Origin of the sequence: Photorhabdus heterorhabditis (genome assembly GCF_018448905.1) — a bacterium.
Taxonomy (GTDB): domain Bacteria; phylum Pseudomonadota; class Gammaproteobacteria; order Enterobacterales; family Enterobacteriaceae; genus Photorhabdus; species Photorhabdus heterorhabditis.
Map to the genome: position 1 here is coordinate 44,638 of NZ_RCWA01000018.1, position 15,156 is coordinate 59,793.

13 protein-coding genes and 2 tRNA genes are annotated in these 15,156 nt (G+C 40.7%); 9 read left to right on the forward strand and 6 right to left on the reverse strand.

Features of this window, described 5'->3' with window-relative positions; genetic code table 11:
* Positions 1–100: 100 nt before the first annotated feature.
* The 5 genes from EAE89_RS12855 (at position 101) to EAE89_RS12875 (ending at position 3,159) form a co-directional block, all read left to right on the forward strand.
* A tRNA-Asn gene (locus EAE89_RS12855) sits at positions 101–176 on the forward strand.
* 249 nt (positions 177–425) lie between these two features.
* Positions 426–501: transfer RNA gene (locus EAE89_RS12860), tRNA-Asn, on the forward strand.
* Positions 502–725: 224 nt separating this feature from the next.
* Positions 726–1,778 (forward strand): dihydroorotase, encoded by a 1,053-nt coding sequence (pyrC, locus tag EAE89_RS12865; protein ID WP_054475707.1) that lies wholly within the window; start codon positions 726–728, stop codon positions 1,776–1,778.
* 323 nt (positions 1,779–2,101) lie between these two features.
* Positions 2,102–2,356: a biofilm formation regulator BssS gene (gene bssS, locus EAE89_RS12870; protein WP_036768721.1), complete on the forward strand. Its 255-nt coding sequence runs from the start codon at positions 2,102–2,104 to the stop codon at positions 2,354–2,356.
* A gap of 200 nt (positions 2,357–2,556) precedes the next feature.
* Positions 2,557–3,159 (forward strand): response regulator transcription factor, encoded by a 603-nt coding sequence (locus EAE89_RS12875; protein WP_054475708.1) that lies wholly within the window; start codon positions 2,557–2,559, stop codon positions 3,157–3,159.
* A 59-nt stretch (positions 3,160–3,218) separates the two neighbouring features.
* Here the strand turns inward: EAE89_RS12875 and trhO are convergent, their stop codons facing one another.
* Together trhO and EAE89_RS12885 are read right to left on the reverse strand one after the other, a co-directional pair.
* Positions 3,219–4,262 (reverse strand): oxygen-dependent tRNA uridine(34) hydroxylase TrhO, encoded by a 1,044-nt coding sequence (gene trhO / locus EAE89_RS12880; RefSeq protein ID WP_054475711.1) that lies wholly within the window; start codon positions 4,260–4,262, stop codon positions 3,219–3,221.
* Positions 4,263–4,474: 212 nt separating this feature from the next.
* Complete coding sequence (locus EAE89_RS12885; RefSeq protein WP_054475713.1) at positions 4,475–4,711, reverse strand: DinI family protein; 237 nt, start codon at positions 4,709–4,711, stop codon at positions 4,475–4,477.
* Between the two features lie 327 nt (positions 4,712–5,038).
* Between EAE89_RS12885 and EAE89_RS12890 the strand changes: the two genes are divergently transcribed.
* On the forward strand, positions 5,039–5,980 hold the full coding sequence (locus EAE89_RS12890) for a Kdo(2)-lipid IV(A) acyltransferase (protein ID WP_054475715.1): 942 nt from the start codon (positions 5,039–5,041) through the stop codon (positions 5,978–5,980).
* A gap of 596 nt (positions 5,981–6,576) precedes the next feature.
* Positions 6,577–8,115, forward strand: a complete 1,539-nt coding sequence (locus EAE89_RS12895; protein ID WP_054475717.1) for a peptide MFS transporter — start codon at positions 6,577–6,579, stop codon at positions 8,113–8,115.
* A gap of 66 nt (positions 8,116–8,181) precedes the next feature.
* Here EAE89_RS12895 and EAE89_RS12900 read toward each other — a convergent pair whose 3' ends face one another.
* The 4 genes from EAE89_RS12900 to EAE89_RS12915 all read right to left on the reverse strand — a co-directional run bounded on the left by EAE89_RS12900 (position 8,182) and on the right by EAE89_RS12915 (position 10,963).
* A complete protein-coding gene (locus EAE89_RS12900) occupies positions 8,182–8,892 on the reverse strand; it encodes a helix-turn-helix domain-containing protein (RefSeq protein WP_054475719.1) in 711 nt (236 codons plus the stop codon).
* A 56-nt stretch (positions 8,893–8,948) separates the two neighbouring features.
* Positions 8,949–9,284, reverse strand: a complete 336-nt coding sequence (locus EAE89_RS12905; protein WP_054475721.1) for a tRNA-binding protein — start codon at positions 9,282–9,284, stop codon at positions 8,949–8,951.
* Between the two features lie 264 nt (positions 9,285–9,548).
* On the reverse strand, positions 9,549–9,920 hold the full coding sequence (locus EAE89_RS12910; protein WP_054475723.1) for a hypothetical protein: 372 nt from the start codon (positions 9,918–9,920) through the stop codon (positions 9,549–9,551).
* Between the two features lie 209 nt (positions 9,921–10,129).
* The gene (locus EAE89_RS12915; protein ID WP_214086000.1) at positions 10,130–10,963 is read right to left on the reverse strand and encodes a MurR/RpiR family transcriptional regulator; all 834 of its coding nucleotides are present in this window, start codon (positions 10,961–10,963) and stop codon (positions 10,130–10,132) included.
* A 304-nt stretch (positions 10,964–11,267) separates the two neighbouring features.
* Here EAE89_RS12915 and EAE89_RS12920 point away from each other — a divergent pair, with 304 nt between their 5' ends.
* Together EAE89_RS12920 and iolD are read left to right on the forward strand one after the other, a co-directional pair.
* Entirely contained in the window at positions 11,268–12,779 is a 1,512-nt protein-coding gene (locus EAE89_RS12920) for a CoA-acylating methylmalonate-semialdehyde dehydrogenase (RefSeq protein ID WP_214086001.1), read from the forward strand.
* A gap of 15 nt (positions 12,780–12,794) precedes the next feature.
* Positions 12,795–14,729 (forward strand): 3D-(3,5/4)-trihydroxycyclohexane-1,2-dione acylhydrolase (decyclizing), encoded by a 1,935-nt coding sequence (iolD, locus tag EAE89_RS12925; RefSeq protein WP_214086002.1) that lies wholly within the window; start codon positions 12,795–12,797, stop codon positions 14,727–14,729.
* The last annotated feature ends 427 nt before the right edge of the window (positions 14,730–15,156 follow it).

A 15,156-nucleotide genomic window follows, 5' to 3' on the forward strand; every position in this document is an offset into this window, starting at 1 on the left:
CATTTTGAACACCAGTTAATCAATCAAACTCAATTTGCAGTTTTCCCCTTTGACAAGCCTAAAATACCCAGCTATTATTCGCCTCGTTCTCAGGAACGATTCCTCCATAGTTCAGTCGGTAGAACGGCGGACTGTTAATCCGTATGTCACTGGTTCGAGTCCAGTTGGAGGAGCCAAATTATGAAGAGCCCGCTTAATGCGGGCTTTTTGCTTTTCTGATTTACACTACCGCTCTTACGACCCAACATTCAATGTAATAATGCTATTCAACCTACATTCCTAGCATACAATTCCTGCAACCAGCCATTGTTTAGCACAAAAACAGATCAACAAGTTCAGTTTGCCAGCAAACAAACCCTATTTGTTGTTTTCTGCTTTGACAAAGCAAAAATGTATCGCTAATATGCACCCCGTTGTGAAGGAGTTCCTCCATAGTTCAGTCGGTAGAACGGCGGACTGTTAATCCGTATGTCACTGGTTCGAGTCCAGTTGGAGGAGCCAACTTCATATCATTTTACCCTCATGTTTCATTTTTCCCTGTTTATAAGAAAATCTACCTCTGGTTACCCTACACTACCCTAATCTAATTGATTTGGGTGGAATTTTCGTTGAAAGTTACATTCATCAATAGCTATTTAATCTTTTTCACTTTATTATCCATTCCCGGCTTGAACATGCTGAATTCAGCACTTGTCTTTTCTATTATATATACTGGAGCCGGTTTCATGACCACTGAATCATATACAATAAAAATCCGCCGCCCTGATGACTGGCACATTCATTTCCGTGATGGTGAAACGCTAAAAACTGTCGTTCCTTATACTAGTCACTTTTTTGGCCGAGCTATCGTCATGCCTAATCTGCTTTCTCCGATAACAGAGGTTGGTCGTGCCAAAGCCTATAGAAACAGAATATTGGCAGCTATCCCTAAAGGGCACAATTTTCAGCCTCTTATGACTTGTTACCTCACTGATTCTACCAACAGTTCCCAAATAGAGGTCGGTTATAAAGAAGGAATTTTCACTGCCTGTAAGCTCTACCCTGCCAACGCCACAACCAATTCAAGCCACGGTGTCTCTGATATTAAGAACATTTATCCACTACTAAACGTTATGGAAAAACTGGGGATGCCTCTGCTCGTCCACGGTGAAGTTACTGCTCCTCATATTGATATTTTTGACCGTGAAGCCCGTTTTATCGAACAAGTCATGGAGCCATTACGTAACCAGTTTCCCACACTGAAAGTCGTGTTTGAACACATAACAACCAAAGAAGCAGCGCAATATGTCCTTGAGGGTGATGACAATCTAGCAGCAACGTTAACGCCACAGCACTTAATGTTCAACCGCAACCATATGCTGGTTGGTGGTATCCGTCCAAACCTGTATTGCCTGCCCATTCTGAAACGCAATGTTCACCAAAATGCTTTACGCACAGCCGTCGCCAGTGGATGTGATCGCTTCTTCCTAGGTACAGACTCTGCACCACATGCACAACATAAAAAAGAATCATCTTGTGGTTGTGCTGGCGTATTTAATGCCCCATCAGCATTACCTGCTTACGCAACAGTATTCGAAGAGATAAATGCATTACAGCATTTTGAAGCTTTCTGTTCCCTTAATGGCCCTAAATTCTACGGATTACCCGTTAACGAAGGATTTGTCGAACTGACTCGCAAATCTTCTACGATCATTGAACACATTGATTGTGGCAATGAAAGGCTTATTCCGTTCCTGGCTGGCGAAGATGCCCGTTGGGAAGTAAAAACAGCAGATTGATATATGTGGGGATGGTCATCATCCCCATTAATTCGTATATACCCGTTATCTTTCAAGTTGCTTCTTTGTTGGCTACACTCACTCCCCCCGGTCACAGAGTTACCTACGCTCCTGGGGATTCGCTCCCTTGCCGTTGCGATTCATCTTGAAATCCATTGGGTATAGTTATCAACCTACCAACAAGCCGGATAATAATTCCTAACAAAAAACCTTCTTACTTTTATTAAAAAGCATATACTAATAATAACTCATTCAGGAATGAGGTAGTTTGCTCTTAGTCAATGATATTAATAATTAATGCGGCGATCTGATTAGGAGGTTTTATGGGCAGTAAAGATGAAGTTATTCAAACGCATCCTGTTGTAGGTTGGGATGTCAGTACGGTTGATACGTATGATGCAGTGATGTTACGCCTTCACTACTTGTCCTCCCAAGATCAAACACCAGAACATGTCATGGTAGACCGAACCTTATGGTTGACAACTGACATTGCAAAGCAATTGATATACATCCTCCAAGCAGGAATAGAAAAGATCGAATCCTCTGAATACAGCGATCTGAACCATATTAAGCACTAATCTTAAATTCGGACACCCAAACAAATGGGTGTCCAGCTTGGAGGTACATTGATTCATCTCAACGATTTTATCTGGAATACCATACCATTATATAATAACTTCGGATTAATCTGACTTTATTATCGCAATTGCCGAGTTGACTCTTAACAGATAAGGCGTTTATTGTGAACTCCGCCCAACAGGAACAGGGATGTACAATAATGAAAATCTTAGTAGTTGAAGAATGCTATTATACCCGTTCAGGTATTAGTGAGTTTTTAAAGAAAAATGACAACATTGAGGATATTGAAACCGCTAGCTGTTCTTCAATTAATGAAGCTATAGATATTATAAATCATTTTTCTCCTGACATTGTTTTAGCTAACCTGACTCATTATTGTCACCATACCAGTTACTGCTCCAATTTACATAAATTTATTACCCTTTTAGATAATACTCGTATTTATATATACCTTAATAATCCATACCCTTACTGTGATAACTATATTATATTGAAAAGTAATGTTTTTCTTCTAACAAAGAGAAATCTTCCCTATTTACTTAACAAACTGGGTCAAACAACATTACAGGAAATTCAGAAATACCGTGAAAAAATTGATGAATGTTGTTCTATTTTCAGTCCACAAGAACATAAAATAATTAACTACTGGATGAAAGAAGTTCCAAATTATCAGATATCCCAAAAGTTAAGGATTAGTAATAGTACAGTATATTCTCATAAAAGGCATATTGCAGAGAAAATCAATGTACGTAATAGAATTGAACTCTGTTTTATCTACAACGTATTTAAATATCTCTATTAAAAAATCCATTACCTAAAGATAAACTGGCACATGAATTTCTGTGCCAGTTATTAACATTCTTACTTAGTTAAACTCATTCCATCCTGTAGACGATACCGAGATTTATTAAATATTTTAGCTCCATTTTCACGACCAGCCCGACGAGTACGTTGTTCTGTTTCTGGTAATCTAACTTCTTCCCTACATGTTTCACTGCAACAGCCTTCAAATTTATCTGCACATTCCGAACACTGAATAAATAACAAGTGGCAACCATCGTTTTTGCAATTAGTATGGCTATCGCAAGGCGCACCACATTGATGGCAATGAGCAATCACATCATCTGAGATACGTTCTCCCATCCGCTCATCAAATACAAAGTTCTTACCAATAAAACGTACCGGCAATCCCTGTTCCTTGGCTTTACGGGCATATTCAATAATACCGCCTTCTACGTGATACACTTTTTTAAAACCATTATGCAACATATAAGCACTGGCCTTTTCACAACGAATACCACCTGTACAATACATCACAATATTCTTATCTTTATTATCCTGCAACATTTCTACTGCCATTGGCAATTGATCGCGGAAAGTATCGGACGGAATTTCAATTGCCTTTTCAAAATGCCCTACTTCGTATTCATAGTGATTACGCATATCAACAAATAGCGTATCAGGATCATCCAGCATCTGGTTAACCTGCTCTACCTTAAGATATTCACCCGTTTTTGATGGATCAAAAGTTTCATCTTCAATTCCATCAGCGACGACACGATCACGTACTTTCATACGCAAAACCCAGAAAGATTTCCCATCATCATCAAGTGCAATATTCAATCTCAGATTATCTAAAGCAGGATCAATGGAATACAATAAAGCTTTCAACGCTTCCATATTATGGGTTGGCACACTTATCTGCGCATTGATCCCTTCTTTGGCAATATAAACCCGGCCAAATACTGCAAGCTCGGTAAATTGTTGATAAAGATTATTACGAAAAGCCCAAGGATCTAATATATTAAAATATTTATAAAAAGAGATGGTAGTACGAGGCTGAGTCTCCGCTAGCATACGTGCTTTCAGCTCTTTATTAGAAATGCGGTTATGTAACACTGGCATGGTGTACTTTCCTAAATGATAAGTCATAAGAGTGGATGTATAAGTGATGGCCTCCGCCATCAAAGGTATATGATAACGAAAATGATTTTCAACGAGTAGCAATTTATAGCATGGTAATTGAAATCAGGGAGGAATCCATCCTCCCTTCAATTGATTGCGAATTTATTGGCAACAAACTGCCAGCAGCCTAATCCTAATCCTAATCCTAATCCTCAAGGTTGAAACCAGTCATCAGCGCTTTCCCATGTTTCTTGTAGAATCTCTTCAATGAGTTCCCTATCATTGGAAGTACCACCGCGAATAGACAGCCCATCACTACTTGCTAATTTCACATTAGTCTTAATATCAGGCCAAAGATACTTAAGGCGTTTATCCAGTTCTACAGCTAGGGCAGGGACAGCACCTTTTGGCAACTTCTTAGATTTATTGATAGTTACTTCTACATGCATAATTTTTCCCTCAACAAACATCACTGTTTAAGCATACAGTAATATTGTCCATGAGAATTGTAAATAGCTTCTGAAAAACTATTTTAATGATTATTTATCAATAATTTATAAATATTATTTTCGCAGACATCAAAACTGAATGATCAATGAGTACACCATTATCTACCCAAAGAAGGTAGCCAGCAGTTTGACGGAATTGGTCAGAATATTATCCACCATCGATCTCATAAATATTTTAAGTCTGAAAACTTCGACATCTAACCAAAAGATGTCACAATAGATATATTGTTTTATCCATATTGTTGGAATTAAATAACCAGAGAATCCATGATACAAGCACCTTCTTTTCAACGTTCACTGCTTCATCCTCGTTATTGGCCTACCTGGTTTGGTATCGGCCTACTTTACTTATTGGTTCTGCTCCCCTATCCAGTTATTTACTGGCTAGGTACCCGTCTGGGCAGATTCTCCATGCGTTTTCTAAAAAGGCGTGCAAAAATCGCCGAAAGAAATCTTGAGTTATGTTTTCCTGACATTCCACAAGAAAAACGTAACGAGATGCTAGTCAAAAACTTCGAATCTGTCGGCATGGGAATATTTGAAACGGGTATGGCCTGGTTTTGGCCGGACTGGCGAATAGAACACTGGTTTAAAGTAACCGGACGGGAAAATATTCAGAAAATTCAGTCTACCGGGCAAGGAATTATCGTTATTGGTATCCACTTCCTCACGTTGGAACTGGGCGCCCGAATTCTCGGCACGCTAAATCCGGGCATTGGTGTCTATCGCCCAAATGACAATCCAGTTATGGACTGGCTGCAAACATGGGGAAGATTGCGCTCCAACAAATATATGTTGGACCGGAAAGATCTTAAGGGCATGATCCGCTGCCTTAAAAATGGTGAAATTGTCTGGTACGCACCAGATCATGATTACGGTCCACGAAAAAGCGTATTTGCACCATTATTTGCGGTAGAACATGCAGCTACTACCACAGGTACCTCAATACTTGTACGTCTTGCCGATCCGGCAATGATCCCATTCACTCCCCGCCGTTTGCCTGACGGAAAAGGCTATGAACTCATTATTCAGCCAGCAGTAGATGGATTTCCAAAAAGTGATGAAGTGAAAGCCGCTACTTTTATGAACAAAGTCGTAGAACAGGAAATCTTACAGGCTCCTGAACAATATATGTGGTTACATCGTCGCTTTAAAACTCGGCCTGAAGGTATGCCTTCTCTGTACGGTCAAGCTGATAGAACCCATTAAATACCCTCAACGGCTGTTTCTTCACTCAAGAAACAGCCGCGATAACTTTTGTGTACAATCCAATAATCCTTATTTTTTTCAATATTGATGTTATGTATTTTAATTTGGTTTATCTCTGAGTTTTATATAAGAAATCAAAACTAATATAAAACTGACAAATAAAAACAAAGCTGATAATTAAACATCTTTACTTTCTTACTTTTTATAATTACCTTCAATAATTGGCTACTAAAACTAATATTTATATATTATAAATATTATGTGATTTTCACTTTAACTTATTCTTATTGATAAAAATCCCCCAGATATAAATATAGGCAAGTCAATAGTCCGCCCCTTGTTTTAATCAACCAATGGTAAAAAATGAGATTTCTATCGGATTTTTCTCTGAAAAATGAAATATAAAGTACGAGACATCCTGTCTACCAATAAAATTGGCCGGAAAATATGTTAAATATATATTAATAAGACAGGACGTCATTTAATAAGAATGCGGCTTTTTTTTGCTCCAGACCTAAATCTGAAAGAGCTTTTTAAAAGCTTTATTTGTCTCATACACCACACTCCTGGAGTGTAGTATTATTAGGAAAACTTAGATGCAATCCTCTATTAACAATACAAAAAACCGAACCTTCTTCGGGCATCCTTATCCATTAAGTTCCTTGTTCTTTACCGAAATGTGGGAACGTTTCTCTTTCTACGGCATTCGCCCACTTTTGATCTTGTTTATGGCAGCAACCATTTATGATGGTGGGATGGGTATTCCCCGTGAACAGGCATCTGCTATCGTCGGTATTTTTGCCGGGAGTGTTTATCTAACTTCACTGCCCGGCGGTTGGCTGGCGGACAACTGGTTAGGTCAACGTCGGGCAGTCTGGTACGGTTCTATTATTATTGCATTAGGACACTTATCTATCGCCCTTTCCGCCTTCCTAAACCATCACCTGTTTTTTATTGGTCTACTGCTGATCGTATTAGGTACCGGGCTGTTTAAGACCTGTATCACAGTCATGGTCGGGACTCTGTACAAAAAAGATGACCCGCGTCGTGATGGCGGTTTTTCCTTATTCTATATGGGGATTAATATAGGTTCGTTTATCTCTCCACTGATTACAGGCTGGCTGATTCGTGACTATGGCTGGCACTGGGGTTTTGGTATCGGTGGACTGGGCATGTTGGTTGCTCTGTTGATATTCCGTTTCTACGCAATTCCCTCAATGCGCAGCTATGATAAAGAGAGTGGTTTGGACTCAAGCTGGGATTACCCCACGGTTAAACGCAAAAACGTTGGTAAATGGGTCTTTACTGCTGTTATCGCTATGATTGCTATTATTACTTTGCTAATCCTTGGTGTAATTCCATTCAATCCGGTAGCTGTAGCCAGTACGATGGTCTATATGATCTCATCCTGTGTAACGCTTTACTTTATCTATCTGTTCCTGTTTGCCGGTTTGAGCAGTAGTGATCGTTCCCGTTTACTGGTTTGTTTTATTCTACTGGTATCTGCTGCATTCTTCTGGTCTGCATTTGAACAGAAGCCGACTTCATTCAACCTGTTTGCCAATGATTATACAGACCGGATTGTGATGGGATTTGAGATCCCAACAGTATGGTTCCAGTCAATTAACTCACTATTTATTATTCTGCTAGCCCCAGTATTCAGTTGGTTCTGGCCTATGTTAGCCAAAAATAATGTCAACCTGAGTAGCATCAGTAAATTTATTATTGGTATTTTGTTTGGTGCCGGTGGTTTTGGTCTAATGATTCTGGCTGCACAGAATGTACTAGCAACAGGTGAAACCGTTTCTCCACTCTGGCTGGTCGCAAGTATTTTATTGATGACTCTCGGAGAACTGTGCCTCAGCCCTATTGGGCTTGCAACTATGACTCTGCTGGCACCATCCCGTATGCGTGGTCAAGTGATGGGCCTGTGGTTCTGTGCAAGTGCACTGGGTAATCTGGCTGCGGGTCTAATTGGTGGACAGGTCCGCGCTGACCAACTGGACAACCTGCCCGATCTATTCTCCCGCGTATCTCTGGCTCTGGTCATCTGTGCAGTTGTGCTGATGGTATTAATCGTGCCAATACGTCGCCTGCTTAATAATGCTGACAAATCAGAGGCAAAAGCCCAGTAAATATTAAACTTACAATAAAGCCATCTGCTCATAAGATGGCTTTATATATTTCAATATCTGGAAATATCATTTTGTCTTGCGTAATCGAGCAGGCGTACAACCATAATGCTGATTAAATGCAAAGGTAAAAGCAGACTGGGAAGCATAGCCGGACAAAAATGCGATATCAGCCAAAGAATTATAACTGTTGACCAATAAATTATAAGCGAGTTTCATCCGGCATGTTTTCAAATAAGCCATTGGACTCATTCCCGTTGCGATAAAAAGTTTTCGATGCAAAGTGCTGACAGATACCGTGCAAATATCGGCCATATCCATCACGGTCATTTTCTCATGTAAACGCCCAGAAAGCCCCTGATTCAGTTTTACTATCAGCGCTGAAGATGAACTTATTTGCGGTAACTGAGCCAATAGCAAACGGGCAACATCGGCATGGCTGGCTGAAGGTTGTGGGTAATCATGCAACCATTTAATAAGAGCCAATGCAGACTCAGGTAACGGTTGCCAAAAAGAATCACCATGCTGTAATGGTCCAAACTGCGCCGAAGGTAATTCCAATACTAATTGCTGATTTTCACCGCTGGCGAAAAAACTATGCTTAGTATCAGGGGGGATTACAACAACATTCCGGGAGTTAACAACTCCTTGCTCCCCTCCTATATTTAATTCCAATTGCCCGTTATAACCAAAAACAAACTGCCATAGTCCGTGATGGCTATGGCTGATAGTTTCAGTTGAATACTGACGCAAATGTAATGAAGGTAATTGAGGAGCCATGTTTATCGCCGATAATTAAAATACACTCTATTTATTCGGCAATAAAATAGCACAGGTTACAATAACTTATGACCATTTGGGACAGGAAGAGTAAATTCTGCGATCACCACTGCACCATTTTCATCCATACCGCCTGTTAACAATACCTCTGATTTGACACCTGCGATCCGCTTTGGCGGAAAATTACATACACAAAGAACTTGACGGCCAATCAATTGCTCAGGCGTGTAATGCACCGTTATCTGGGCGCTTGAACTTTTAACACCTAACTCACCAAGATCAATGTGTAATTTATAGGCAGGTTTGCTGGCTTTAGGATTCAATTCTACCGAAACAATTGTGCCAACTCGCATATCAACTTTCTCAAAGTCAGCCCATTCGATCTGTTCCATATACTCCTCTCCTCAATGTGAAATCACTATACCCATTATCTTTCAAGTTGCCTCTTTGTTGGCTGCACTCACCCCAGTCACATAGTTAGCTATGCTCCTGGGGATTCGCTCCCTTGCCGTCGCGATCCATCTTGAAATCCATTGGGTATATATTCACATAACAGCAGAGGAAATTCTTTCGAAAGGCTGCCAACAATTATCGACAAACTGCCGGTTTCTTCCGACAGATCACTCAATTTACTATGAGATCTCTTTGGGTAGTGCTCATTCTCTATCAAAAAAGTTACTTCTCGTCATGCCACCATTCTCTTTGATTTTAATCTCCCGTTCAATTTCCCGATTAATTCTCTTATTAGCTTCATCATTAAATCTCCAGCTCTCTTGCCAATTTGCAGTATATTTCTTTTCATATCCTTCTTGTTTTTCCTGCTCTAGCTTTTCTGCGGCTTCATTATCCGCAATGAGTTCATTGACATTCCAATGCTTGGATTGGAGATTTTCCCGTTTCTTCAAATAGTCTGCTGATGGCTTATTGTCAGCCGGAATATCACTTTTGTAGTCAAAATTTAAGGCAAATACCTGGAAAGAAATTGCAGATAAAATGACAAAAATGTAACGCGATCCTTTAATCATCATATGATCCCTCTTTAAAACCATAACTTCGAATAACTATTAAATAATTATTGTCAATAGGAATCAATAACATTTACACATAACAAATCAGTTATCAATATCAGGTTTAAACTCTATTTAAATTGTGCACTTTCCGTTAGTTTAATAAACAACTAACCCGCTGAATCTGCGGGTTAGTTGTTTATCAGGAATACAAGAGAGTTATCTCACAATTAAAGATCACTTCCTTGCCGATAAGCCAGAGCAACCGCCAAAGATTGCACCAAACACAGAGTAGCAGACTGAGAACGGAATGCGTCCACCTGCGCTTCTTTAACCACAAAACAGACATCACTGAAACTGGCAAGAGGACTAATCTGGCTATCAGTAATCACAATCTGTTTTGCCCCTGCTTTCGCCGCTCTCTCACTGATCATCAGTGTCTCTTCTGCATAAGGAGTGAAACTGATTGAAACGACAATATCCTCTTCCCCAATTAAGTTAATCTGTTCCCTGAACATTCCTCCCAAGCCATCCACCAGCAAGGGACGGCATTCCAGATGACTTAGAGCATAAGTAAGATAAGCCGCCACACTGAAAGAGCGACGCAGCCCAATGATGTAGATACTCTTAGCCTGAGCCAATAAATCTACTGCGTGCTTTAAATCTTCGGGGGCAGTTCTGGCAGCCAGCTGTTGCATAGCCTGTACATTAGAACGAGCAAACTCCTGCAAAATATGTTGAGGATCTTCTGGCGGCTCCTGTTCGCCATCCAATTCTCTGAATAGTCTGGCTCTGTCTGCATAACTAGCCGTCTCTTCCACCATATGCATACGAAATAGCTGTTTCATTTCATTAAAGCCACTGAAATCAAACGCATTAGCAAAACGAATTAATGTTGATGGAGGAACATCTGCTTCTCTGGCTATCACAGCAACAGTATCAAAAGCCACACTATTGGTATTATCCAGCACATATCGAGCCACTTGTTGTAAGCGTTTACTTAATTCACCATAGCGGGAACGGACTTGCTCTTGAAATTCATTCAGATTCGATGCTACAGACATAAATCCCCCATAAAATTTATTGTCAGCAATTGTAATAGTTTTACATTATAAGTTGAATTGTATTGCATTTTCATAGTTAAAAATGAAATAAATAATCCATTAAATGTAACGAATTATTATTATTACCTTATTGATTAGTACCTAATTATTCATTCAATTACCTGTAATTCATAAGAACTTTACCCCGATCACATTAATCACCTTTTATTCTAAATTAAATTGAAAGCGAAACAAATATTTCATATATCTATGACTAACGTTTTCGATTCAGTACAAACATCAAAATTCACGAGAGAGACTCAGCATGGAACAAATAAAGAATTACGTTAACGGGCAACTCATTCCCAGTCATAGTTCCCGTTTTTCTCCTGTTTTTAATCCAGCTACAGGTGAACAAATTCGCCAGATAGCACTTAGTACCGCCTCTGAGGTTGAACAAGCGATTGAAATTGCCCATCAGGCTTACAGCGAATGGTTTAAAGTTTCACCTCTCAAACGGGCTCGTGTGATGTTCCAGTTCAAAACATTACTGGAAGCTAATATAGGCAAACTGGCACGCTTGATTACAGAAGAGCACGGAAAAATCTATTCAGATGCTATCGGTGAATTAACACGTGGTTTGGAGGTTGTTGAATTTGCCTGTGGCATTCCTCATTTGCAAAAAGGTGAACATTCCGCTAATACCGGAACGGGTGTGGATAGCCATTCATTAATGCAGCCTTTAGGTGTTTGCGCCGGAATTACCCCTTTTAACTTTCCAGCCATGGTTCCTATGTGGATGTTTCCTATCGCACTGGCTACGGGAAACACTTTTGTACTAAAACCATCAGAAAAAAATCCTTCTCTTGCTATTGAATTAGCGCTACTGCTTCAACAAGCCGGTTTACCCAACGGCGTATTTAATGTTGTCAACGGCGATAAAGAAGTCGTCGATGTATTACTTACGGACCCAAGAGTACAAGCCGTCAGCTTTGTTGGTTCGACTCCTGTCGCTGAATATATCTACACAACCGCCTCTGCTCATGGGAAACGCTGCCAGGCGCTAGGTGGTGCAAAAAACCACTGTATTCTGATGCCAGATGCCGATCTTGATATGGCGAGTAACGCTATTACAGGTGCCGCTTTTGGAGCAGCAGGTGAACGTTGCATGGCATTGTCTGTTGTATTGGCAGTTGGGGATGAAACGGCTGATGCGCTAATTGAAAAATTACGTCAACAGATCAACAAAATGTCTGTCGGTCCCGGTATTGTGGCAAGCAAAGAACATGATATGGGACCCGTTATCTCCGCCCAGCATAGAGCTAAAATCTGTGACTATATCGCTAATGGCGAACAACAAGGGGCTAACTTGTTAATTGATGGCCGTCAACTCAACATTCCCGGCTATGAAAACGGCTATTTTATTGGCCCGACGCTGTTTGATAGCGTCACACCAGATATGAAAATCTATCAAGAAGAGATCTTCGGCCCAGTACTGGCAATTGTTCGTGTACCCGATTATGCCACCGCGTTAACATTAATTAACGGACATCAATATGGTAATGGTACCGCTATATTCACCCGCGATGGAGAAACAGCCCGCCAGTTCAGCGAAGACGTACACGCGGGTATGGTAGGCATCAATATCCCCATTCCAGTACCCATGGCATTCCACAGTTTTGGTGGCTGGAAACGCTCAATTTTTGGTCCACTTAACGTTCACGGCAATGATGGTGTTCGCTTCTACACCCGCATGAAAACAGTCACCAGCCGCTGGCCGGCAAGTATCCGATTAGAACATCATTCCAGCAGTTTTGTGATGCCAACTATGGAATAAATTGGAGTTCTGTAAATGAGCAAGTTAACAATGACAACCGCTCAGGCATTGGTGAAATTCCTGAATCAGCAATATGTGGAAACAGATGATGGACAATATCCATTCATCAGAGGCGTTTTTACCATTTTCGGTCACGGTAATGTTGTCGGATTGGGGCAGGCACTGGAACAAGATCCCGGCCATTTAACCGTTTATCAGGGATGCAATGAGCAAGGCATGGCCCATATTGCAACAGGTTTTGCCAAGCAAAAAAAACGTAAACAGATTTTTGCTGTTACCTCATCGGTTGGCCCTGGTTCCGCCAACATGGTAACAGCCGCGGCAACCGCAACCGCCAATCGTATTCCTCTATTATTACTACCCGGCGATACATTCGCCTGTCGCCAGCCTGATCCGGTTTTACAACAGGTTGAACAGTTCTATGACTACACTATCAGCACTAATGACTGTTTCCGTCCGGTTTCCCGTTACTGGGACCGCATCTCCAGACCTGAGCAGTTAATGAGCGCTATGATTAATGCGATACGGGTTCTGACAAATCCTGCCGATACAGGCGCTGTCACAATTTGTCTACCACAAGATGTTCAAGGTGAGATTTGGGATTTTCCTGACTACTTCTTTCAAAAACGGATTCATCGCATTGAACGCCGCCCTGCTTCCTCTGCCATGATCAACAATGCCGTAGCACTCATTAGCCGTAAGAAAAAACCGCTGCTAATCTGCGGTGGTGGTGTGCGCTATTCAGAAGCACACAAGGCTTTCCGTCAGTTCGCAGAAAACTTCAATATCCCTTTTGCTGAAACACAAGCAGGAAAAAGTGCTGTAGTTGCCGATCATCCACTCAATTGCGGTGGTTTAGGCACAACAGGCTGTCTTGCGGCAAACCTGATAGCCAAAGAAGCCGATTTGATTATTGGCATCGGTACCCGGTTTACTGATTTCACTACTGCATCCAAATCCCTATTTCAAAACCCGGATGTAGAATTTCTCACCATCAACGTAACGGAATTCGACGCCTATAAACTAGATGCTGTCCCCGTCGTAGCAGATGCCCGTGAGGGATTAAACGCCATTGCAGAGAAACTTACTCAGCTAAGTTATCGCAGTGGTTATCAGAATGAAATTTCTCAGGTACGGGAAGCATGGCGAAAAGAATTAAACCGCTTGTTCGAAATTCAATATCAGCAAGGCTTCATTCCAGAAATTTCCGGCCATCTTGATGATAAATTGGAAGAATACAGCCAGACATTACAAACCCAGTTGACACAAACCAGAGTACTAGGATTGCTGGACAGACATCTTGAACCGGAAGCTATTATTGTCGGCTCAGCAGGTTCCCTTCCCGGTGATTTACAGCGAGTATGGCAGCCCAAGCAACCAGACACCTATCATCTTGAGTATGGCTATTCCTGCATGGGCTATGAGATAGCGGCAGCTGTTGGCGCCAAAATAGCATGCCCAGACCAACCCGTTTATGCCATGGTAGGTGATGGTTCTTATATGATGCTTCATTCAGAGCTGCAAACCGCAGTACAGGAAAACATTAAGATCACGGTATTGCTATTTGATAATGCTGGATTCGGCTGTATCAATAACTTACAAATGAGTCAAGGAATGGGCAGTTTTGCAACAGAAAACCGTTATCGAAACCCCAAAAATGGGTGCATGGATGGAAAACTGATTAAAGTTGATTTTGCCAAAAATGCAGAAAGCTACGGCTGCAAAAGTTACCGAGTTCACGATGAACAGCAATTGCTTTATGCATTACAGGAAGCCAGAAAACAAACTGTACCAGTGTTAATAGATATCAAAGTTCTACCTAAGACCATGACACATGACTATGAATCATGGTGGCGAATAGGAACAGCGCAAGTAGCCAAAAATCCCACTATAGAATCCGCTTCAGAGAAGATAAAGGAGATGGTTTCAACCAAAATACGTCAATACTAAAAGTTGGTAGCCTGTCATTTGACAGGCTACAGACCGCAAACAAATCCTGCCAACACGTTAAATTGTGTCAGAATAAACCGCCTTCTTTCACCCAGATGCGTGGCAGGTTATTTTTCCTTATCTAATCACATGCCTAATGTCATTTTGAAATTTTTATTTCGAAAAAAATCACCTTTTCTTTTCCTTTACCCCCTATCGCCAAACATAGCAATTACTTAACAAAATACACGTTATAATTTGTTTTAAAAGGAAATTTTTATCAATCCATCTACTACTCCCCTCACTTTACGTGATCTATTTAACACAAATTTAATATTATCATTAATAAAATGCTATCCGTCACGCAAAAACATAATTTCCAATCATTGTAAAATTGAAATAAATATTCTAATTGATATATTTTTAAGTATACCCAAAGCAGATTACC

Coding starts and splice junctions, on each gene's coding strand:
- EAE89_RS12895 (WP_054475717.1), top strand. CDS start 6,577: ATGCAATCCTCTATTAACAATACAAAAAACCGAACCTTCTTCGGGCAT.
- EAE89_RS12890 (WP_054475715.1), top strand. CDS start 5,039: ATGATACAAGCACCTTCTTTTCAACGTTCACTGCTTCATCCTCGTTAT.
- EAE89_RS12920 (WP_214086001.1), top strand. CDS start 11,268: ATGGAACAAATAAAGAATTACGTTAACGGGCAACTCATTCCCAGTCAT.
- EAE89_RS12885 (WP_054475713.1), bottom strand. CDS start 4,711: ATGCATGTAGAAGTAACTATCAATAAATCTAAGAAGTTGCCAAAAGGT.
- EAE89_RS12875 (WP_054475708.1), top strand. CDS start 2,557: ATGAAAATCTTAGTAGTTGAAGAATGCTATTATACCCGTTCAGGTATT.
- pyrC (WP_054475707.1), top strand. CDS start 726: ATGACCACTGAATCATATACAATAAAAATCCGCCGCCCTGATGACTGG.
- EAE89_RS12910 (WP_054475723.1), bottom strand. CDS start 9,920: ATGATGATTAAAGGATCGCGTTACATTTTTGTCATTTTATCTGCAATT.
- trhO (WP_054475711.1), bottom strand. CDS start 4,262: ATGCCAGTGTTACATAACCGCATTTCTAATAAAGAGCTGAAAGCACGT.
- bssS (WP_036768721.1), top strand. CDS start 2,102: ATGGGCAGTAAAGATGAAGTTATTCAAACGCATCCTGTTGTAGGTTGG.
- EAE89_RS12905 (WP_054475721.1), bottom strand. CDS start 9,284: ATGGAACAGATCGAATGGGCTGACTTTGAGAAAGTTGATATGCGAGTT.
- iolD (WP_214086002.1), top strand. CDS start 12,795: ATGAGCAAGTTAACAATGACAACCGCTCAGGCATTGGTGAAATTCCTG.
- EAE89_RS12915 (WP_214086000.1), bottom strand. CDS start 10,963: ATGTCTGTAGCATCGAATCTGAATGAATTTCAAGAGCAAGTCCGTTCC.
- EAE89_RS12900 (WP_054475719.1), bottom strand. CDS start 8,892: ATGGCTCCTCAATTACCTTCATTACATTTGCGTCAGTATTCAACTGAA.